The sequence below is a fragment of the Ruegeria sp. AL3 genome (assembly GCF_056536065.1).
Genome location: NZ_JBQFJG010000001.1, coordinates 2,738,914 through 2,760,097, shown reverse-complemented (window position 1 = coordinate 2,760,097; position 21,184 = coordinate 2,738,914). Strand labels below are relative to the sequence as shown.

At 57.0% G+C, this 21,184-nt stretch carries 19 protein-coding genes; 6 read left to right on the top strand and 13 right to left on the bottom strand.

The genetic code is table 11. The annotated features are described in order from the left end of the window. Positions 1 to 64 precede the first annotated feature (64 nt). Positions 65 to 499: an ion channel gene (locus ACR3E6_RS13955; protein WP_480487642.1), complete on the top strand. Its 435-nt coding sequence runs from the start codon at positions 65 to 67 to the stop codon at positions 497 to 499. Here the strand turns inward: ACR3E6_RS13955 and cls are convergent. The 3 genes from cls to ACR3E6_RS13940 form a co-directional block, all read right to left on the bottom strand. Continuing rightward, positions 496 to 1,908, bottom strand: coding sequence for a cardiolipin synthase (gene cls / locus ACR3E6_RS13950; protein ID WP_480487640.1), 1,413 nt, complete (start codon positions 1,906 to 1,908; stop codon positions 496 to 498). The genes ACR3E6_RS13955 and cls overlap by 4 nt on opposite strands. Positions 1,909 to 1,931: 23 nt before the next feature. Further along, positions 1,932 to 2,906 (bottom strand): HAD family hydrolase, encoded by a 975-nt coding sequence (locus tag ACR3E6_RS13945; protein WP_480487638.1) that lies wholly within the window; start codon positions 2,904 to 2,906, stop codon positions 1,932 to 1,934. A 74-nt stretch (positions 2,907 to 2,980) separates the two neighbouring features. Beyond that, positions 2,981 to 4,591, bottom strand: coding sequence for an arylsulfatase (locus tag ACR3E6_RS13940; RefSeq protein ID WP_245217974.1), 1,611 nt, complete (start codon positions 4,589 to 4,591; stop codon positions 2,981 to 2,983). Between the two features lie 198 nt (positions 4,592 to 4,789). Here ACR3E6_RS13940 and ACR3E6_RS13935 point away from each other — a divergent pair, with 198 nt between their 5' ends. Further along, positions 4,790 to 5,470: a Crp/Fnr family transcriptional regulator gene (locus ACR3E6_RS13935; RefSeq protein WP_209833043.1), complete on the top strand. Its 681-nt coding sequence runs from the start codon at positions 4,790 to 4,792 to the stop codon at positions 5,468 to 5,470. A gap of 3 nt (positions 5,471 to 5,473) precedes the next feature. Here ACR3E6_RS13935 and ACR3E6_RS13930 read toward each other — a convergent pair whose 3' ends face one another. The 8 genes from ACR3E6_RS13930 to ACR3E6_RS13895 all read right to left on the bottom strand — a co-directional run bounded on the left by ACR3E6_RS13930 (position 5,474) and on the right by ACR3E6_RS13895 (position 13,912). Further along, a complete protein-coding gene (locus ACR3E6_RS13930) occupies positions 5,474 to 6,703 on the bottom strand; it encodes a hypothetical protein (protein ID WP_480487635.1) in 1,230 nt (409 codons plus the stop codon). Continuing rightward, positions 6,700 to 8,103, bottom strand: coding sequence for a VWA domain-containing protein (locus tag ACR3E6_RS13925; protein ID WP_480487633.1), 1,404 nt, complete (start codon positions 8,101 to 8,103; stop codon positions 6,700 to 6,702). The genes ACR3E6_RS13930 and ACR3E6_RS13925 overlap by 4 nt, the downstream gene beginning before the upstream one ends. Positions 8,104 to 8,198: 95 nt before the next feature. Beyond that, a complete protein-coding gene (locus tag ACR3E6_RS13920) occupies positions 8,199 to 9,182 on the bottom strand; it encodes a VWA domain-containing protein (protein WP_480487631.1) in 984 nt (327 codons plus the stop codon). Further along, on the bottom strand, positions 9,182 to 9,655 hold the full coding sequence (locus ACR3E6_RS13915) for a DUF4381 domain-containing protein (protein ID WP_480487629.1): 474 nt from the start codon (positions 9,653 to 9,655) through the stop codon (positions 9,182 to 9,184). The genes ACR3E6_RS13920 and ACR3E6_RS13915 overlap by 1 nt, the downstream gene beginning before the upstream one ends. Continuing rightward, a complete protein-coding gene (locus ACR3E6_RS13910; protein ID WP_480487627.1) occupies positions 9,652 to 10,599 on the bottom strand; it encodes a DUF58 domain-containing protein in 948 nt (315 codons plus the stop codon). The genes ACR3E6_RS13915 and ACR3E6_RS13910 overlap by 4 nt, the downstream gene beginning before the upstream one ends. Positions 10,600 to 10,616: 17 nt before the next feature. Further along, positions 10,617 to 11,594 carry an AAA family ATPase gene (locus ACR3E6_RS13905; RefSeq protein WP_480487625.1) on the bottom strand — a complete coding sequence of 326 codons (978 nt, stop codon included), beginning with the start codon at positions 11,592 to 11,594 and terminating at the stop codon, positions 10,617 to 10,619. 116 nt (positions 11,595 to 11,710) lie between these two features. Continuing rightward, complete coding sequence (locus tag ACR3E6_RS13900) at positions 11,711 to 12,823, bottom strand: acetoin utilization protein AcuC (RefSeq protein WP_210092385.1); 1,113 nt, start codon at positions 12,821 to 12,823, stop codon at positions 11,711 to 11,713. Positions 12,824 to 12,826: 3 nt separating this feature from the next. Then, complete coding sequence (locus ACR3E6_RS13895; RefSeq protein WP_171723233.1) at positions 12,827 to 13,912, bottom strand: AI-2E family transporter; 1,086 nt, start codon at positions 13,910 to 13,912, stop codon at positions 12,827 to 12,829. Positions 13,913 to 14,071: 159 nt separating this feature from the next. Between ACR3E6_RS13895 and ACR3E6_RS13890 the strand changes: the two genes are divergently transcribed. The 3 genes from ACR3E6_RS13890 to ACR3E6_RS13880 all read left to right on the top strand — a co-directional run bounded on the left by ACR3E6_RS13890 (position 14,072) and on the right by ACR3E6_RS13880 (position 17,115). Then, positions 14,072 to 14,938 carry a YihY/virulence factor BrkB family protein gene (locus tag ACR3E6_RS13890; RefSeq protein WP_171723234.1) on the top strand — a complete coding sequence of 289 codons (867 nt, stop codon included), beginning with the start codon at positions 14,072 to 14,074 and terminating at the stop codon, positions 14,936 to 14,938. Beyond that, positions 14,935 to 16,836: a cytochrome c3 family protein gene (locus tag ACR3E6_RS13885; protein ID WP_480487622.1), complete on the top strand. Its 1,902-nt coding sequence runs from the start codon at positions 14,935 to 14,937 to the stop codon at positions 16,834 to 16,836. Before ACR3E6_RS13890 ends, ACR3E6_RS13885 begins: the two co-directional genes overlap by 4 nt. Before the next feature lie 87 nt (positions 16,837 to 16,923). Then, positions 16,924 to 17,115 carry a hypothetical protein gene (locus ACR3E6_RS13880; RefSeq protein ID WP_480487620.1) on the top strand — a complete coding sequence of 64 codons (192 nt, stop codon included), beginning with the start codon at positions 16,924 to 16,926 and terminating at the stop codon, positions 17,113 to 17,115. On the opposite strand, the gene ACR3E6_RS13875 is transcribed toward ACR3E6_RS13880, so the two are convergent. Beyond that, positions 17,112 to 17,834 (bottom strand): RlmE family RNA methyltransferase, encoded by a 723-nt coding sequence (locus ACR3E6_RS13875; protein WP_171632325.1) that lies wholly within the window; start codon positions 17,832 to 17,834, stop codon positions 17,112 to 17,114. The two genes, ACR3E6_RS13880 and ACR3E6_RS13875, sit on opposite strands and share 4 nt — an antisense overlap. Further along, positions 17,834 to 18,946 carry a Ppx/GppA phosphatase family protein gene (locus ACR3E6_RS13870; protein ID WP_171115826.1) on the bottom strand — a complete coding sequence of 371 codons (1,113 nt, stop codon included), beginning with the start codon at positions 18,944 to 18,946 and terminating at the stop codon, positions 17,834 to 17,836. The genes ACR3E6_RS13875 and ACR3E6_RS13870 overlap by 1 nt, the downstream gene beginning before the upstream one ends. A 180-nt stretch (positions 18,947 to 19,126) precedes the next feature. Here ACR3E6_RS13870 and ACR3E6_RS13865 point away from each other — a divergent pair, with 180 nt between their 5' ends. Next, on the top strand, positions 19,127 to 21,013 hold the full coding sequence (locus ACR3E6_RS13865) for a PhoX family protein (protein ID WP_480487617.1): 1,887 nt from the start codon (positions 19,127 to 19,129) through the stop codon (positions 21,011 to 21,013). Positions 21,014 to 21,184: the final 171 nt, after the last annotated feature.

Sequence of the window (21,184 nt, the reverse complement as noted above, 5' to 3'; positions counted from 1 at the left end):
TGCCCTGCACCTCAACGGGTCATTCTGCCCGGACGGTACACTGTCGTAAATCGGGATGAAAAACATGACGTTGCTGCATCAGATCATATGGGGCAGTTCATTTCTGGCGCTCTGCTTCTTGGTCGAGATTCTTTTGTTGACCTGGTGTACCGTCACGATCATCAAGTGGGATGAAAGATGGACCGCCAAGGGGGTGTTCTTTGGAACGGCAGCACCGATCGCAGTATCTTTGGCCTTTATTGTCGCGACGCACACGATTCAGGTCTGGATTTGGGCCATCGTCTGGGTGTTGCTTGAGGTTCTGCCGGATTGGAACTCGGCCATCTATTTCTCACTGGTGACATTCACGACCCTGGGATATGGCGATATCGTTTTGGGCGAAGGGTTGCGAATTTTTGGGTCTTTTGCCGCGGTTGCTGGTCTTCTGGCCTTTGGTCTGTCGACCGCTTATCTGGTGGCGATGATGACGCGCGTTTTTCAAGAAAAGTTCTTTTCCTAAAGGATAGGCGCAAACAACCGCGCCAACGGTGCGCCAAACCGGATATGGGCAGGTTGCTGGGCCAAACTGCGCGTCAACTCATAGCTTGCCTCGAAATCCGCGCGCAGCATGTGATCAACTGCCAAGGCTGCTCGGGCATCAAAAAACAGGGCCATCGCTTCGAAGTTCAGCCGGAAGGACCGGTTGTCCAGATTGGTCGTGCCGACCGCAGCCAGCGTGTCGTCAACCACGAAAACCTTCTGGTGCATGAAACCGTCCGTATATCGGAACACGCGTGCGCCGCAGTCGCGGATTTCGTCGAAATAGGCAAAAGCAGCCAGCCATGGCAGCCGATGGTCTATGATATCGGGCACAAGGATGCGCACGTCCACACCGCGCATCGCTGCATGTTGCAATGCGGTCATGACGTCGATGTCGGGCACAAAATAGGGCGAGGCAATCCACAATCTTTCTTTCGCCTCGGCGATGGCCGAAAAGAACATCATGGCGCCGGTTTCGGTTTCATCTCCGGGTCCGGTGGCCACCAATAGGGCATTCATGTCCTGCTCGGCCTCGCTGCCTGCCCAGTCGAGGTCGTCAATCAGGTCTTCATCGCGGGCCCAGTGCCAGTCTTCGGTGAAGATGAGCTGCAATTGCCGGACGATGTGGCCGGTCATCTTGATATGCGTGTCGCGCCAATGGCCGAAATGCGGGTCTTCTCCCAGATATTCAACGCCCACGTTGTGACCGCCGATAAAACCTGTTTCACCGTCGATGACGACGGTTTTGCGATGGTTCCGGTAATTCAGCTGAAACCTGAAATTTGGCCCGCGTTGCTCGCGCGGGTCGGCGACGTCGATACCCGCATCGCGCATCGTGTCCAGATAGGTGTTTTCCAATCCATAGCTGCCGACGGCATCGGTCATGAAACGGACATGCACCCCACGTTTCGCAGCCTCGATCAGCTTGGTCTGAAGTTTTTGGCCCAAGGCATCGTCTCTGACGATATAGAACTGGATCAGGATATAGTTCCTGGCCTCGTCTATCGACTGGAAAATGGCGTCAAACGTTGCCTGACCATCGATCAGAAGCTGAGCGCCATTGCCACTGGATACCGGAAGATGAGCCAGAAATTCGAATGGTCGTGGATTGATCGACATCGTTGTCGGATCAGGCCTGGAATAGTCGGCAAAGGTCTTGATGCCTTCGACGACCCGTTCGCTTTGTTGGCGCGAGATGCGATAGCCGCGAAACCTGTGATGCCCCAGAAACAGGTACATCGGAACCGCAAAGATTGGCGCCGATACCAAAAAGACCACCCAGCCAACGGCTCCTTGCGGTGTGCGCGCGGTTTGTGCCGCGCGCACCGAAAACACAACTGCGGTTGCGTACAACGCAAAAACAAAGATGGATACAAGCAAAGTCCACATGGGCGGTAAGTCTTTCGGGTCGTTCAGTTTCCTCCAGTGTAGACCCGCGACCAGTCTTTCGCCATATCGACGATGATCCAGCCTTTGTCCGACCCCTGATCCAGACCGTCAACCAACCGTCCAATCGGACTTTCCCGATCATAGGCCCACTCACGTTCGGCATCCGTATGGTGGATCAGAACACCCAGCCGTGGTCTGCTACCCGAGGTTGTCCAATTCAGCATGGCGAAATCGCCGTCTGAGTTTCCTCCGGCCAGAATGGGGCGTTTGCCGATCGTGCGTTCGATGTTGATGGGTTTGCCTTCCTTGTCGTCGATGAAGGCAATCCCGGGGGCCTTGATGACAGTCGGAACGCCATCGACGTCTTCGAATGTCGAGTTTCCATAGGTGCCCAGAACCTGTTCCGGCGGAATGCCATAGGCCTGTTCCGCGAAGACCCGCATGAAATGAACACCGCCGCCCGAGACGATATAGGTCTTGAACCCTTCGTCCCGAAGATAGCGCAACAGTTCGACCATGGGCTGATAGGTCATCTGGTCATAGGGCAATCCGGTGTCCGGGTGTCGGGCCTTGGCCAGCCATTGCGCAACTTCGGCCTGAAACGCCTCGACGCTGGTTCCGGAATGCGAGGCGTTAACAACTTCGATCAACGCATCGTGGCCGCCTTGAAGAACCGTTGCTAAATCACCTTCGGCAGCGGCTTTCAAAGCGGGTGTGGACAAGATCGAAGGATCTTGTTCAGCCAGTTCAGAAAGTCGATCCATGGCAAAGATAAACTGGAAATAAACCGGCTGTTCGGCCCAGAGTGTGCCGTCATTGTCAAATACCGCGATCCGATCTGAAGGTGTCACATAGTCAGGTCCTTCTGCGTCGGTAACACTGGACACGAATTCAAGGATCGCCTCTTTTGCCGCTGTGGCGTTCCAACTGGGCAGCGGATCAGCGAGCAGGGATATGGGAACACAGGTCAGAAAAGCACCTAAAAGAACGTGTTTCATGAAGCTCTCGATAACTGTTGTGTTGAAAAAAGGCCGCCCTGCGCAGGGCGGCCTACAGCGTGGGGCCGCCGGGCCTAGTTGTTGGTCGGCGTTGTCAGCTTCTCCATGACCTGATCCAGGTTGAAGCTGGCTGCTTTCTGACGTGGCGGGAACTCCTCGAACGTGCTGAGGAAATTGCCAACGTATTGCTGGGCGGGCACAAGGAAGTAGGCCCGGTCCAACAGCCAATCGTAATAGGTGTTGGACGTGCGGTACGCGCGTTCATATGGATCGCGGCGCAGGTTGATGATCAGCGGGATGCGCAGTTCGGTCCATGGCTCGATCCAGGCACGCAACGTGGCCCAGGCTTTCTGCTCCAGGAAGATGAGCTTCCAGTCTTCGAAGCGCAGCGCCGTGAGGTCACCATCATCCGAGAAATAGAAGATTTCTTTCCGGGGGCTTGCCGCAGTCTCACCAGTCAGCAGCGGCAGAATGTTGTAACCATCAAGGTGCACCTTGTAGTCGCGACCCATGCCCGATGAGCTGTAGCCGGCCTTCAGCTTTTCCTTGATGTCCGGATCGCCGGCCACGGCGAGGTAAGTGGGCAGCCAGTCCATGTGATGAACGATCTCGTTGGTGACTGATCCGGCCTCGATCTTGCCCGGCCAGCGCACCATCGACGGAACGCGCCAGCCACCCTCCCAGTTGGTATTCTTCTCGCCCCAGAACGGCGTGGCAGCCGCATCCGGCCAGGTGTTCATGTGGGGACCGTTGTCAGTGGAATAGTGGACGATCGTGTTGTCAGCGATGCCAAGCTCGTCCAGCAGATCCAGCAGCTGCCCAACATGCATGTCGTGTTCGATCATACCGGCGGTGTATTCATCAGCGACCCGCCCCGACAACTCATTGGCCTTGGCGCGCATCTCGTCTTTGACGTGGGTGCGGAAGTGCATGCGGGTACCGTTCCACCAGACATAGAAGGGCTGACCTTGCTCATGCGCCCGCTTGATGAAGTCGATGGCCGCGGCCACAGTTTCGTCATCCACGGTTTCCATACGCTTGCGGGTCAACGGTCCGGTGTCTTCGATCGTGCCATCGGATTTGGATTTGATGACGCCGCGCGGGCCATAGGCCTCGCGGAAGGTGCGCCCATCCGCCAGAACGCGATCACCCGGATAGTCTTCGTTTTCCGGTTCTTCCTCGGCATTCAGGTGGTAAAGATTGCCAAAAAACTCATCAAATCCGTGATTTGTCGGAAGATGCTCATCCTTGTCACCAAGGTGGTTTTTGCCGAATTGACCGGTCACATAGCCGTGGTCTTTGAGAAGTCCCGGGATAGTTGGGTCTTCAACCTGCATTCCAAGATCTGCCCCGGGCAGGCCGACTTTGGACAGACCGGTGCGGAACACGGATTGCCCCATGATGTATGACGAACGGCCGGCGGTACAGGATTGTTCACCGTAGTAATCGGTAAAGATCATGCCTTCTTTGGCAACCCTGTCGATATTGGGTGTCTGATATCCCATTAGACCCATGGTATAGGCCGAGATGTTAGATTGACCGATATCGTCGCCCCATATCACAAGAATATTGGGCTTTTGATCCTGCGCCCAGGCGGGCACGGCAAGGGCGACAGTTACGGTCGCCACTGCGAACCGGCGCAGTGTTCTACGCCAATTATCTGCAATCATTCGTGGAGAAGACATGAAGTGCTCCTGATCAGTCGAGCCTTAATGACTCGGAAAATTGAAATTTAGTTGAAGCCGCTAGCTTATAACTTGAAGCTGCAAGCAAGTTTTTGATTGCCCGAATAAAAACAATTTCTTGTTCGGGCAGTGAACACAGCTATTTTACGCGATGAAACGCATCGAAAACTTATCATATGATCACTTTGAAAGATACAAATGTTTGATTCTGATGACGATATGCGGATTCTGGCCAAGACCGACTGGTTTGGCACGCGCGATTCAAAGTTTCAGAGCGATCTTATGACATGCGCAATTCAAAGAACCTTCGATTCCGGAGAAACCCTGTACCACCACGGCGACCGCGCCAACGGTATTCATGCGGTGCTCGCAGGCGCGCTTCAGATCACGGCACCTGCCGATGATGGACAGGAATTCGTATTGCATCAGGATGGATCAGGATTCTGGATCGGGGATCTTGCGCTGTTTGCCGAAGCCAAACGACTGGTCAGCGTCGTGGCAACGCAAAAGACCCGCACCTTGTTTTTTCCCGGCTCGCGGGTAGAACGCATGATTCAGACAAACCCGGAATACATCCGTGATTTCTATGCATTGACGCATGAAAACATGAAGACTGCACTGCGCATCATGGCCAATCTTGCGGTTACGGGGTCTGAAAAGCGCCTTGTGCTGCGTCTGTTGCACCTTGACGAAGGCGCTTTGAGTTCGGACGGATGGATTATTGTGTCTCAGGAAGAACTTGCTGAAATGGTTGCGGTATCTCAGCCGACGTTGCACCGACATCTGCATCATCTGGCAGATCTGGGCCTTGTGGAATTGGGGTATAGCCGGCTACGGTTGATCGACCGGCGCAAGCTGATCAGCAACTGTCAAAGTTGAAGTCTAAGGGTTGAGCGGGGGTAAAGACTCGCTCTTTCTTTCTGTTGCGCTTTTCAGTGCGCTGAGGTGTTGCATGGCCGCTTGCCAGTCTTCCGGGCTGTTGCCAGCCGTCGCTGAATACCGCGCCGCACCGATATTCATTAGACTGCTTTCAAGATCCAAAGAACGCTCGGGGTACGCGCTGCGTGATTTCCAAAGATCCAATGCCTGATAAACCGCGGGCAAATCCCGTGATTTTAAAGCGGATCGCAAGGCATCGACGGCATATTTCTCCGATGCCAGATACCTGCGGCGCCGTTCCGTTTTCCAGGTTGCATAGCGCGGGCGCAGAAACCTTCCCAAAGTCCACAATGCGAATACAACAATGACAAGGTAAAGAACTGATTTGATGATGGTTTGCGCGTCAGGCGGCTGCCGCCTTGGGGGGGCTAGTGTAAGCTTGGTCGAGGGAAGTGATGCCGTTTCGATCTGACCGGTGTCCAGATTGAACCAGTCGATGGAAACGGCCGTCAATTGTGTTTCGCCCCCGTCTTGGGCGATGTACACGGTTTCTTCGACCCGTTGCCCGGACAGGATGCCCCGGTCTTCTGTTTCCGAAAAGCGGGGTTCCTTGGGATAGGCGCGCAGCTGTTGGCTTTGATCCTGCGGCGTCAGCGCCGGGATCGTCAGGGCCGTGGTGCCAGAGATCTGCGCGCTTATCTCGCGCGTGATGGAATCACCGGCCTGCATATCGGTCGGACCGTCCAGCTTCTGATCAAGAGAGAAACCACTTGCTATGATCAGCGGGTCAAGACCTTGAGCGCCCTCGGGGATCTCTGCGTTCAGCTGTATGGAAGGAAGCTGAACCGAAACCTGAACCGGGTCATTGGACCGCAGGTCGGCAAATGTCACGACAACCTCTTGCGCATCATACGCGACCGGCCCTGCTGCCAGCGGATACAGTCGATAACTGCGCTGTACGCCGGACCACGTTTCTCCGTGTACCGTTTCGCTTACCGGACCAGAAGCTCGCTCTGGCAGGCGAACCAGGATATTTTGTTGCTCCAATGATGGAAATACAGGCGGCTGCGGCATGAAGGTCGGAACCAGAACCTTGATGCGGACGATGGCGGGCTGGCCGACGATGACGGCCTCGTTCGGGACGTCCACTGATACCCGAGGTTGATAGGCTGAGTTTTCCTGTGCGGACAAGGATAACGGCATCAACAGGATGAAGACAGCTAGGTATCTCATTCAGTTTGCTCCTGTATTTCCAAAAGGAAACGGTTTCTCAGAAAATCCTGCATGTCGGTGTCGATCATACTGATCCACTGGTCGGCGGACAGTGACTGTGGCCCGTCCTTGGGGGCTTGAACCGTAGTGTCACTGCCACGTGCTGCATCGTTGTCAAACACCGTATCATCTGCACCGATGCCAGCCTCTTCCCCCGTGTCAGACTGTTCACGCGTCGTTTCGACATAATCCAGGATGGCCTTGGACAGGTCGAGATTTTGCTGGGCTTCGGGCCAGTCGGGGCGACGTTCCAAGGCGGTCTCGAACGCTGATATGGCTGGGCGATACTCGCGGTTTTTTATGCGGGCCATACCTTCGGCAAACGCAGCTTCCGGCGTGTCCAGCGTGGAAAACACGGACGACGCCTTTTCGTATTGACCATCCCTGAGATAGGCATATCCCTTGTGATATGGGTCTTCGAACATCTCGGCCGCGTCGCCAAATCGTTTTTGGGTCATCGCGATCTGGCCTTGTTGGTCGGGGGTGAAAAACCAGTCTCGCCATCCTTCTGCCCGCGCGCCGGATGAAGGCAACGCAATCAAAACCAGAACCGCCCAACGAATTACCCAGCCCTTGCGGAACCACAGCAGAGACAACACCGCAGCAGGCCAGGCCAAGATCCAGCCCTTGTCCTGCCAGTCTAGGCGATCATCCTCATCCAGCGCTGCAGTATAGGCCGATTGAATGCGGCGCATCAGTTGATTGATGTCCCGATCGTCGTCCGAAAACGCGACTGCTGAGGCGTTGGGGATGTTGTCCAGCTGCGCGATACGACCACCATCCGGCAGCATGGTGAGAACGAAAATATCAGAAGAAGAGGAGCTTAGCCCCGTTACCTGAGATGGATCAAGATCGTCCAATACAAACAGCACCGCCCCAGGGCTGTCGCTGTCTTCCAGAATGGACTGAGCCAACGCAAGCGCATCGGCTGCCGCATCGCCATCCTTCGGCATCACCGCGGGGGTCAACCCCTCAAGCAACGGACGAAGTATGTTCGCATCTTCGGTCAACGGCGCAACTCGGTGCGGCGTTCCTGCATAGGCGATCAAAGCGGTACGTGCGCCGGCACGTTCGGTGATCAGGTCGGAAATCTTGAACCGTGCCCGATCCAGCCGCGATGGCGCAAGATCCGAGCATTCCATGCTGTTGGTGACTTTGAGAGCGATCACCAACGGGGCCGTGTCTGCGATCAACGGGTTGGGCGCGCGCGACCATGTCGGGCCCGAGGCCGCCAAAGTGACAAGCGCCGCAATGATCAGCGCAACGTCAATGGGCTGGATGCGCCTGTTTTCTTCCTTGCCCAGCAGCAAGGCCTCTGCAAGGTGCGGGGCGATCCCTGATGGCAGTTTGGTGTCTGCCATCGGTCTGGGCCTGATCCGCCACCACAACACAAGGATGGGGATGAGAAGCAGCAGGTAATAGCCTCGGATAAAATGAAAATCAGCCAGATCCATCGTCAGACGGCCCCCTGGTGTCGCTGTGAGAAATGGAACCAAGTCATGCTGACCATGATGACGATCAGCGCGATGAGTAACGGAATATGGGCAAGGCTTTGCTTGGGGCGATAGCTTTGCGTTTCCACCATTCTGGGGTTCTGAGAGTCAATGCGTGCGTAAGTTTGTTCAAGGGCCGTTGCATCGTCGGCAAAGAAATATTCTCCGCCCGTGCGATCGGCTATGTCCTTCAGTGCCTGAAGGTCGACACGGTCTTCGCCCGTGGCATTCGGGTCTCCGACGCCAATCGTATAAACAACCACGTTCTTTTCCGCAGCAATGGCCGAAGCATTGACGGGTGTCATGCGACTGGACGTATCGGCGCCATCGCTGAGGACAATCATCAGGCGCTGCTCAACCTTGCTGGATTCAAAGGTTCGAATGCCAAGCCCGATCGCATCGCCCAAAGCCGTGTTCGGACCTGCCATGCCAACTTGAGTTTGATCCAGGAACCCATTCAAACTGTTCAGATCTTCCGTGAAGGGGGCTTGAATGAACGCGCGTGTTCCAAAGATGATCAGCGCCATCCTGTCACCATCTCTATCAGAGATGAACTGCTTGAGAACCTCTTTGACCGCCTCCAACCGTTGCATCGGGGCACCGGATCCGGTCCGGAAGTCGCGCTGATCCATCGAGCCAGAGATATCCAGCGCCAAAACCACATCGCGGGCAGATTTTTCCATCACGACGGGATCGCCCAGACGTTCCGGACGCGCCAGCGCCAGAACCAGAAGTATCCAGATCAAGGCGGCGCTGGCTGTTTGCAGCCGGGCCCGGGTTCGGATCATTGACCCGGACTGCGGCTCGACGCCAGCCGCCTGGGCCACGCGGCGAAAAAACGGAATGCGAATGGACACGGCTGTTTCCCGCCGGGGCGGAGCAATGGCGTACACCAGCAGCGGCAGCGGCAAGAGCAGAAACACCCAGGGCGCAGAGAAGGAAAACATCAGGTTCCCCGATACCGTTTATGGGACTTGACCCAATGCCTAGCAAGCTGGGTCAAGGCGCGGTTTGGCGGCAGGTCCTTGTACGGCGCGTCGATCAGCGTTTGCCCAATGTCTGATAAAAAGGACTTGTCATCAGAGGTTTGCGAAAGGAAATTTAACCAGTCATCCCCGTGAATCCCTGCAACCTGCCTGCGTGGATATGCGACCAAAGCGGTGCGGCGAAGGATTTCGGCAACTTTTGCCGACGTGATATCCGGGTCTGCCAGCTCGGCCAGCGCATGGCGGCGATACGCGTTCGCCCGCCTTCGCCGGATGAAAAAAACACTGACCAGTACGGCAAGGCCAAGCAGTATGACGGCCAGCGCCAACCACCCCCATGTCTGCGGAAACATCGAAACAAGCGTGGGTTCCGGTGCCGGCTCGAGCATATTCAGCAGATCAACCAGAGATTTCCCTGTCGTGTCGATGCTCATTTCCGCCCCCTGCGATGTCCGAACAGATACAGCAACTGATCCAGGGCAGGTTCCGCGGTCGTCAATGGAACAACCGGAAAGCCGTATCGACGGGACCATGTGTGCAGGTGGTCCAACCTGTCTTCCATGGATTTGCGAATTTTGCCGGACAATTCGGGGTCGGCGCTGTCGATTTCGATCTGGTCGCGCCCGTCCGAGACCGTGAGTTTCAGATCGGGCGCCAGCTCCTTGGCTGTCTTGTCAGCGATATTGAACACGATCAGATCGTTTGAGACCGCAACGCGGCGCAGCAGGGATTCCGATTTCTCGTCAAGCCCGTCGCAGTCGGAAAACAGGCAAACCAGCCCGTTGGTTTGGGTCATACGCGCGGCTTCCGACAACATGTCATTCAAAGTTACGATGGGTTGCGGGTTCAAGGCAGCATGCAAGGCCGAATTGGCAGCCCCGATGGAAGACAGAAACCGCATGAGCGCCGCCGCGCGGCGCTGCGGCCTGTGTTCAGCAACGCTTGTGTCGTTGAATACCAGACCACCGACACGATCGCCCTGACCAAGAACGCGATGCGCGGTGATTGCGGCAGCTTCGGCGGCGATGACCGATTTCATGTAGACTTCGGTTCCGAAAAACATCGAAACGCGCTGATCGACCAGCAACAGGGCAGGGCGGTCTCGTTCCTCGGTATAGACCCTAACATGGGGCTCACCGGTTCGCGCCGTGACTTTCCAGTCAATTGTGCGGATATCGTCGCCCGGTTGGTAGTTGCGCAATTCCTCGAAATTCAGGCCGCGTCCGCGCAGGCGCGATGCGTGTCTGCCATTCAGGATCGACCCGGCAGGCTGACGTGGCAAAAAGCTCAGGGCACGGGAATGCAGTTCCAGACGCAACAGGTGATCCGCACTGACGTGAATGCGGGGATCATCGGGATATGCTGTGGATCGCTGCACCCGGCCAACCCTAAAAGTCAGGGCAGCGCGACGAGACGCAGGATGTCCGCGATCACGTCATCTGCCGTTTTGGCGTTTCCCTGCGCCTCGAAGCTCAGCGTGATGCGGTGACGGAAAACGTCATGTGCAATGGCTCGAATATCCGCAGGGTCCACATAGTCACGCTGGTTCATCCACGCATGCGCCCGACCGCATTTGTCCAGTGCCAATGAGGCACGCGGGCTGGCACCGATTTCGATCCAGCTGGCCAGTTCTTCGCTGAGCGCCGCAGGCGTCCGGGTCGCCTGAACCAGATCGGCCATATAGCGATCCATTGCATCCGAAACATGGATCTGCCCGATTTCCGAACGCGCTGCAAAAACGGCATCTTGCGGGATTGTCGGTGGTGGCTCGCTTGACGCGCCTTTCCCGGCGGCGATCTCTTCGCCCCGCACCAGCCGGATCACTTCAACCTCGTCCTCGACCGGTGGATAGGTGATCTGAACATGCATCAGGAACCGGTCCATCTGCGCTTCGGGCAGGGGATAGGTGCCTTCTTGTTCAATAGGGTTCTGGGTTGCCATCACGATGAACAGCGGTTCCATCTTGTGGGTGGTCCCGGAAACCGTGACCTGCCGTTCTTCCATCGCCTCCAACAATGCGGCCTGAACCTTGGCCGGTGCCCTGTTGATTTCGTCAGCGAGGACGATATTGGCAAAGATCGGCCCGGGTTCGAACCGAAAGGTGCCGCCTTCGTCAGTTTGTTGAAACACTTCGGTTCCCGTCACGTCTGAAGGCAGCAGATCGGGCGTGAACTGGATCCTGCTGAAGTCTGCATCCAGATTGCGCGCCATCGCCTTGACTGCACGTGTTTTGGCCAATCCGGGCAGACCTTCGATCAGAAGGTTTCCGTTGGCCAGCATGCCGATCAGCAGTCGGTCGATGACCTCGGTTTGCCCGATGATGGACTGGCCCACGCGGGCCTTGAGATCAAGTATCTGATTAAGTGCATTCATGGGTGGTGGTCCAATCGGTGCCAAGCTGGAAGAAACGAATTGATAGCGGAACAGGGGGTAAGCCGGTCAGGAATATCCCGAAATATCGGAATGCTAACAGGCTTTTGCGGACCGATCTACCGTGAATGCCTGGCGGTGAGGTGGCGCAAATCGTTCCTCAGTTCCTGTCGTATGGGCCCGGTGTTGGGCGCGTCGCGCAAACTGTCCAGCCAGTGGGGGTGAGGCGCCTGTCCCGCGGCCCTGCTCCAGGTCAGATCCCGCAGGATTTTCTGTGCACCTACGTCAAGTGTGTCAGGAATTTCGAAATCACTCAGGGTGGCCCAGACGCCGCTCCACAAGCGCCCTACGGACCAGGGATTGTATCCGCCGCCACCCAGAACCAGAAAACGAGGCGAAAGAGGCTTCAGCGCCGCCACCGTTCGCCAATGCGCGTTGTTGGACAGGGTCAAACGCGAAAGCGGGTCCTCGGCCACGGCGTCGGCCCCGCATTGCAGGACAATCGCCTGCGGTTTGAACGCTTCGGTCGCAGGCAGGATCAAGTGATCCAGAATGGCGGCGAATTCGTCGTCGTTCAGATGTCGTGGAACCGGCAGGTTGAAGGCCGCGCCACCGGCGTCTTCCTCAAGTTGACCCGTGAACGGCCATCGACGCGTTTCATGGACCGAGATCATCCGAACTCTGTCCGACCCGTGAAACGCAAGTTCAACCCCGTCGCAATGATGGGCGTCGATGTCGACATAGACCACGCGATCCAGGCCAGCGCTCAAAAGGGTCTGTATCGCCAGAACCGGATCGTTCAGATAACAAAACCCGTTCGCCCGGTCCGCAAGGCCATGGTGGGTGCCGCCCGCAGGGTTGAAAACGATCCCTCCATCCCGGATCAGTTCGGCGGCCAGCATGGAACCACCGGCGGCGGTTGCCGGCCGCCGGTACATCTCGGCGAAGACCGGGTTCGACAGAGTCCCCAAACCGTATTTATCCCGTATTTCGTCCGTGACGTGCTGGTCCGCTTCGGCCTTTTGCAGGGCGGCGATATAGTCCGGCGTATGAAACCTTTCCAATACACTTGGCTTTGCGCAGGGGCTGACGCGGTAGTTCTCGGGGGTCAACCATCCCAGTTCGCGACACAGATCGATGACGGTTGACACCCGCGGGATGGCCAGCGGGTGTTTTGAACCGTAGGTCGAGTTGCGGTAGATATCCGATCCGATGAACAGGGGGCGTTTCATGACCTAGCTTGCCGCGGCCTGACTGTTGTCCTCGCCCAACCTGCCATCCAGTGACATCAGTATGGCGACGGGCCGAAGGGCCGGGATGTGGCTGAACACGATCAGGATGCATACGGTCAGAGGTACGCTCAGAAACGCACCGATCAGTCCCCAGACCGTTGTCCAGAAGGTCAGGGCCAGAATGACAAGAAAGGTCGACATGTTCAGGGATCGGCCAAGCATGGCCGGATCAAGGAAATTGCCGATCAGGAATTGGATCGTACCACATCCCAGCACGATCACCAGGAAGGGGATGATCGTTTCGAATTGAACAAGCGCGATCATGGCCGGAAAAAGCACCGCTATGATCGAACCGATCGAGGGGATGAAGTTCAGGGCAAAGGTCAATACGGCCCAGGTTTCCGCGTATTCCAGACCAAGCGAGCGGAAAACCGTATAGCTGATCGTTGCCGTTATCAGGCTGATCAGGGTTTTGACGCCGACATAGCGCTGCAAGCTGACCGAAATCGCATCGAGCATGGCGGAAAACTCTGCTGCGGCGACGGGGTTTCCGGCGGCCAGTTGGATCTTTTTCCGAAAGGCCAGTCGTTCGGCCATCAGAAAGGCGACATAAAGGCTGATCAGGAAGAACTGGTTCAACAATGAGGTGGCACTGCCCAGCAACACGCGTGCGACATAGGACATGTCGATACTGACCAGATTGTCACGAATGAAGGTGGTCACGTCGTTGCCGACCAGCCCCGTTACACGCTCGACCGCACCGTCAAACTGGTTTTCATAGGTGCTGATGGATCGTGCAAACTGTGTCGCCTGACTGCCCAGCACGTACATGATCATGAACAAACCGGCCAGAACGACAGTCACACCGGCAATATTGGCCAGCCAGACCGGAGCGCGGGTCAGGGCGACGACGCGATCGCTCAGCGCGATGATCAATACATTGACCAACAGCGCCATGGCCAGCGGGATCAGGAAGTTCGCACCGGCATAGAGACCCAGCACGATCAGGGTCGCGATGATGCATGTATCCCGGACAACGGACAATCGAAGCTTGGGTCTAACCGTGATGTCTTTTTGATCCGGGGTCATTCGGTATCCTGTATCTGGCCCATTTCCCGTCCTGCGCCGCCCAATCCTGCACGCGAGGTCTTGTTTATGCAATGCGTTCAGGCGTTTGTTGGCCCTCATTAGCCAAATAGATTATCACGACGGGTTCTGTGTTCTATTTCGGCAGGTTAGGGTTGCAGCATGACAACTGCCGCGAATCCCTTGTTTGGCCGACCTGTTCAGGCGCTTTGGCTGTCGATCCGCCGGTTCAGCAGAAAGAACGGTTTTGTCATGAGCAGCCATGTGGCCATGTCGCTGATGATGGCGCTGTTTCCCTTTGTGCTGTTCACCGTGGCGCTGGCAGGGGCGTTGTCTCAAGGCTATGTCACAGATGAGTTGATCGACCTGATTTTCGGAGCGTGGCCCAAGGACGTCGCAGATCCGATCGTGGCCGAACTGCGGGCCGTTCTGGCCGGATCCGGCTCGGGTGTCATCACCTTGGGGGGGCTGCTGGCGATTTACTTTGCCTCCAACGGCGTGGCTGCCGTACGTGCAGCCATGAATCAGGCCTACCACGACGAAGACAGTTGGCCGTTCTGGAAAACCCGGCTGCTCTGTCTGGTGCTGGTTATTCTGGGCGGGTCGGCCATTCTGATCATTGCCGCGGTCGAGGTGGTTTTGCCGGTCTATACGAAACTGGTGGCTGAACACACGGAGGTTGCCGTGGCCAACTGGTTTTCCGTGGATCGCCTGCGCTGGACGTTCACCGTGGCGGTTCCTGCGGGTACCGTTCTTCTGGCGCATCTCGTGCTGCCGACCCGCAGGCACAGCTTGACGCAAATCTTGCCCGGCGTCTTGTTGACTTTGGTCTTGTGGGCTGCCGGTGGGTGGGCGTTTTCAATTTATATCAGCCAGTTCGCCACCTACAGCGCCACCTATGCTGGATTGGCGGGGGCCATGGCGGCATTGATTTTCCTGTATCTCTATTCGGCGATCCTGATCTTGGGGGCCGAATACAACGGTGCATTGATTGACCTGCAAAAAGCCGCCGAAGGAGATACGGCATGAGATTTGCCCTGATACTGGCCTGCCTTGCAATTGCTGGTGAAGTTCAGGCGCAGACGCCAGAATATGTGGGCTCAGACCAGTGTACCGATTGTCATCAACAAGAAGCCGAAGCCTGGGCCGCGTCACACCATGCGCTGGCCTGGACAGACCCTACTGACGGCGCTGTTGTGGCGGATTTCGACGGTACCCGGTTCGATCATGACGGGATGTCCGTCCAGTTCAAAAATGAGGCTGGCAGCTTCACCGCTAGTGTAACGGAGAAAGACGGTGCAACGACGGAATATGACGTGCATTCCGTCGTTGGAATCGAACCCTTGCAGCAATACCTTTTCGAAACCGAACCGGGCCGGTTGCAAAGTTTCGACGTGGTTTGGGACATAGAGCAAAAGCGCTGGTATCACCTGTACCCTGATCAGGACCTGCCGCCTGATGACGGGTTACATTGGACCGGCCCTTACAAGAGCTGGAACGCGCGCTGCGCCGAATGTCATGCCACGGGTTTTGAGAAGAACTACGACCCTCAAACCAGAAGCTACACGTCACAACAGGTCGAAATCGGGGTCGGGTGCGAGGCCTGCCATGGGCCGGGGTCCGCACATCTCGATTGGGTCCGGGAACGGGGTTCTTCAGATGGCCTGGCCAATGCCGGCTTTTTGTTGAGTTGGGGCAAGGGGCGGACCGAAGAAGAAATACAGCAATGCGCCGGATGTCATTCCCGGCGCGAGGCGCATGGCAACGGAAACCCGGTTCCGGGAACCCCGTACCATGATGCTTATAATCTGGCCGTGCTGCGCCCCGGTTCATATCATCCCGACGGGCAAATTCTGGATGAGGTTTACGTCTACGGCTCGTTCCTGCAATCCCGAATGTATGAACAGGGCGTCGGATGCATGAACTGCCACGAACCGCACAGCGCAGAATTGAAAGCCGAAGGAAACGGGGTTTGCACACAGTGCCATTCGCCTGCCGGAAATCCGGAATTCGCAACCCTTTCCGCAAAGGACTATGACACGTCTGCGCATCACAATCACCCGGAAGACAGCGAAGGCGCCCAGTGCAAAAGCTGCCACATGATCGAGCGGACCTACATGGGTGTCGACGGTCGACGCGATCACAGCTTTCGCATACCGCGACCAGATCTTGGGCTGGGCGTTGATGCCTGTACGGACTGCCATCAAGACCAGGATCAGACCTGGGCCGCAAGCCAGATAGAGGGCTGGTTTCCGAGATCGCCAAATCGACGCCCGCATTATGGGACAGTTTTCAAAGCCGCGGCCGAAGGGCAGCTCGACACGCCCGAAGGTTTGCTTGCCGTCGCAATGGATGCGTCGCAGCCCGGGATCGTCAGAGCGACCGCCGCGTATCTGTTGCAACCGTTTGGGTCGCCACAGATCGCCGCTGACACAGCGCCGCTTTTGCAGGACGTTGATCCGCTGATACGAGCAAATGCAGCGGCGCTGCAACGTCAGGCCAGCCCGGCAGATCAAGTGCGCAGGCTCGAGCCGTTGCTGTCTGATCCTCTGCGAAACGTGCGCATCGCTGCCGCCAAAGAGTTCCTGAGCATACCGCCGCAGGGCTTGACGGCCGAGCAGCGGACCAGGCTTGGGCAGGGCATGTCGGAATGGCAGCAGGTCATTTCGAACAGGCTGGACGCCCCGGAAACCCATCTCGTTCTGGGGGGCATGGCATTGACGCTTCGCAACGCGCAAGCGGCGGAACAGGCGTTTAGAGAGGTCGTGACGCTGGACCCGCAGAGGGCAGAGGCGTGGCCGATGTTAGTGCAACTGGCGCAGATCAATCGTGGCCCGGAAGCTGCGCGCACAGTGCTGCAAGAGGCGCTGGACAGGTTGCCGGATGATCCGAACCTGCTGCAATTGTCGCAACAGTTTGGGCGCTGACCCGGCACATCCGTGCCCGAATTCTTTCATTTTGACGGCAGAATTCCTTGTTACAGCCAAGAACAAAGTGCTGATCCGAGGTGAGCCATGTCCAACGATGCAACAATGCGGAAGATGCCGGGTTCAAGTTCGGTGTCACTAGCCCAGCGCATCGAAGACCTGCGCAACCGGGAACCATCATTCGTGACGCACGGAGATACGCTGATGTTGCAGGGAATGGCTGTCACGTCCTTGCGTGAACAGCGTCTGAGCGGAAATCTTATCCGGCTAGATGATTAAGAGCCGCCTCGAAACCCGGTTGCCACAACGAATTTTTCCGAACTGTCCGAGCGAGACGCCGGCGGTTTGACATGGGCGACTTTCTGGAATTTCTGCTTGAGCAACTTTTGCAGATCGCCCTCAGCCCCCCCAGCCAGAACCTTGGCAACAAAAGTGCCGCCTTCTTCCAGAACGTCGAAGGCGAAATAGGCGGCAGTTTCGCACAGCGCCATGATGCGCAGGTGATCGGTCTGCTTGTGCCCCGAAGATGCCGCCGCCATATCCGACATCACGACGTCTGCCTTGCCGCCCAGCCAGTCTTTGACTTTCTGGTCGGCGTCATCCTCCATGAAATCCAGAACGTGGATTTCGGCCCCGGCGATTGGTTCGACTTCTTGCAGGTCGATGCCCAGCACGGTTCCGATCCGTTTGCCTGACTTTTCGCCCAGCGCGTTCACGCGTTTGACCGCAACCTGACACCAACCGCCGGGCGCACAGCCCAGATCCACAACCCGCGCCCCGGGCACGAGAAAGCGGAATTTGTCGTCCAGTTCCAAAATCTTGTAAGCTGCGCGCCCCCGATAGCCTTCGGACTGCGCACGCTTGACATAGGGATCGTTCAGTTGCCGCTCGAGCCAGCGGGTCGAGCTGAGCTTGCGCCCGCGTGCTGTCTTGACCTTGACCTTCAGGTCGCGTTGCCCGCGGCCCGAGTTGTTTTTTCCACTTGGTGTCTTCGCCATTAGAACGGTCCGTCTTCCAATACACCGTCCGCGCTCATCTGTGCATAAAGCAGACCTTCGCGCAGCCCCCGGTCCGCCACCGAAAGGCGGTCAGTGGGCCAGCAACGGAGCAATGCCTGCAATATGGCCGAGCCGGACATGATCAGGGCTTGCCGGTCTTCACCAATGCGAGGGTCCCGGCGCCGCCCATGAGGGCCGAGTTCTAAATACCCGCGTATGACTTTGTCAATCTGATCGCTGGTCATGCGCAGCCCGTCCACTTTGGTCCGGTCATAGCGCTTGAGGCCCAGATGCGATGCCGCGACAGTAGTGACCGTGCCACTGGTGCCGACGATCTGAAACCCTTCGCGCGCCTGTTCGTCCTTGTAGGGGGCAAAGTCGGCAAGGTTTTCCTCGAAAAACCAACTCATCAACGCAAATCGGGCCGCGTCATCCTCGACATCATTGAACTGGTCCCGCAGTGTGGCGACGCCCAGCGGTACGCTGATCCAGTCAACGACCTTGGCGGCTGGAAAAGGGCTGTCGACAGTGTGAAACCCGTGATGCAGCCGCATGATGGCCGCGGGTCGGTCGCGGCGTGGAACGGACGAGATGTCGATCCAGACCAATTCGGTCGAGCCGCCTCCGATATCGACGACCAGCAACTGCTCGGTCTTGGTCGAAACCAGAGGGGCACAGGAAATCACCGCCAGACGGGCTTCTTCCTCGGGCTGTATGATCTCGAGCGTCAGGCCGGTTTCGCGCTTCACCTGTCGGATGAATTCGCGCGAGTTCTTGGCGCGGCGGCACGCCTCGGTCGCGATCAGACGCATCCGTTTGACCTTGTTGCGTTTCAGCTTTTGCTGACAGATTCGCAATGCCTGAACGGTACGCGACATCGACGCACGCGACAGTCGTCCGGTGCGTTCCAGACCCGCGCCCAACTGCACGGATTTGGAGAAACTGTCGACCACATGGAACCCACTTCCCTTGGGCTGGGCTATCAACATGCGGCAACTATTTGTCCCCAGATCCAGTGCCGCATAAAGAGCATCCGGATCGGGTCTTGCCGGCGCGGGGCTTTCGACCGCTTTCGGGAACGCGCCCGCACCTTTGGGACGCTTGGGCGCCATCTTTACGCCCTCCGATTTTCGAGTTACCCCGACCCTAGGCGGGGGATTGCTGACGTGCAAGTGATTTCAATTTTGAAATTAACGCGCGTGTCACATGCCGTTCACAAAATGATGCGATCTCCATGGGCGAACCCACGTTCGGGTTTATCTATTAGCTCTCAGCCAGATACGGAGACCGCAATGAAAGATGAGCGCATCCTTTCCTTCGACGAATTCGATGAAGTCGTAAATCCGCGCCCAGAAGAATGTGAATTTGATCGCGTTGTCGAACGCGCATTGTCCCGTCGCGGTTTTCTGGGCGGCGTTTTGGCGATGGGTAGTTTCACAGCTGTTGGTGGTTCGCTGATTCCTTCAGGGGCTCACGCGGTTTCGAACCGTTTCGCGTTTGAGGCGATTCCAGTGTCGACCGCGGACGAGGTCATTGTTCCCGCTGGTTACAAGGCCGAGGTCATGGTGCGCTGGGGCGATCCGCTTTGGTCGGACGCGCCAGAGTTCGATCACGCGACCCGGGGCACAGCTGCCAGCCAGGAACGCGCCTTTGGTGACAATACCGATGGTCAGGACATTTTCTTGCATGACGGTCACGTTCTGCTGGTTGTAAACAACGAATATACCAATCGTGACATCCTGTGGGGCAACAATCCGGACGCCAAGCCAGCATCCGATGACGACATCGCAAAGGGCATGATGGCGCATGGTGTCACGATCGTGGAAATCGCGAACACCGAGGGCAAGTGGGGCATCGTTAAGGACAGCCCCTATAACCGCCGCGTTACACCGCAGACCGAAATGTCCATTACGGGTCCGGCCGCCGGTCATGACTTGATGAAAACGGCCGCCGATCTGTCCGGCACGACGTGCAAGGGAACATGGAACAATTGCGGAAATGGCGTGACACCGTGGGGCACGTATCTGGCTTGTGAAGAAAACTTCAACGGCTACTTCTCGGCCGAAGACGAAAATCACGAGGTCAATGCTGATCTGAAACGTTATGGCGTATCGTCAAAAGACTGGGGTTACGGTTGGGCCAAGATTGATGACCGGTTCGACGTCTCGAAAAACCCAAACGAACCGAACCGTGCTGGTTTTGTGGTTGAGATCGATCCGACTGATCCAAACTCGACTCCGCGAAAACTGACCGCTCTGGGACGCTTCAAGCACGAAAACGCCGAAGTCATAGTGAACAATGACGGTCGCGTGGTCGTTTACATGGGCGATGATGAACGCGGCGAGTTTCTTTACCGCTTTGTCTCGGAAGGTGTTTATGCCGCTGGTGTGGACACAAACGCGCTGTTGGAACAAGGCACACTTTCGGTTGCCAAGTTCAACGACGATGGAACCGGTGAGTGGCTTGATCTGACGCCGGAAAGCACTGGCATGGCCTCGCAGGCCGAGATCAGCATCCACACCCGTCAGGCTGGTTCGGCGGTTGGAGCAACCACCATGGATCGTCCCGAGTGGGTTGCGGCTAATCCAAACGCGCCCGAGGTTTACTGTTGCTTGACTAACAACAAGAACCGTGGCGTTAAGCCGAATGCAGGGGGAGACGATACCTCGGCCAACGGCCCGAACCCGCGTGACAAGAACCACTACGGTCAGATCGTTCGCTGGCGCCCGGATGGCGGCGATCATGCTGCGGCTGGCTTTGGCTGGGATCTGTACGTGCTTGCAGGCAATCCCACCGTCCACCAAGACGCCTATGCCGGATCCGAGAACGTGAACGCCGACAATATGTTCAACTCACCCGACGGATTGAAGTTCGACAGCAACGGCTTGCTGTGGATTCAGACCGATGGCAATTATGGCAACGAAGGTGACTTCGCCGGGCAGGGCAACAACCAGATGCTGGCAGGCGACCCTGTCACCGGCGAAATCCGTCGTTTTCTGGTTGGCCCCAACGAATGCGAGGTCACCGGTCTCAGCTGGTCACCGGACCGTCGTACGATGTTTGTCGGTATTCAGCACCCGGGCGAAGACGGCAACAGCCACTGGCCTGAAGGCGGGGACTCGGTGCCGCGCTCGGCCATTATCGCCATTACGCGCGAAGATGGCGGTTTGGTCGGCTAAGGCCATTTGCTCCATCAATTCTTGCCTCGGACGGTTTTTACCGTCCGGGGTTTTTCTTTTTCATGCAGCGCTTTCATAGAGACGATGAGAATTTTGATATGCGCGTTTTGCCAGAAACTGGGTAAAAGCCACGTACACCGCAGTGGGCACAAAACGTCGCTTGGAAAGCGT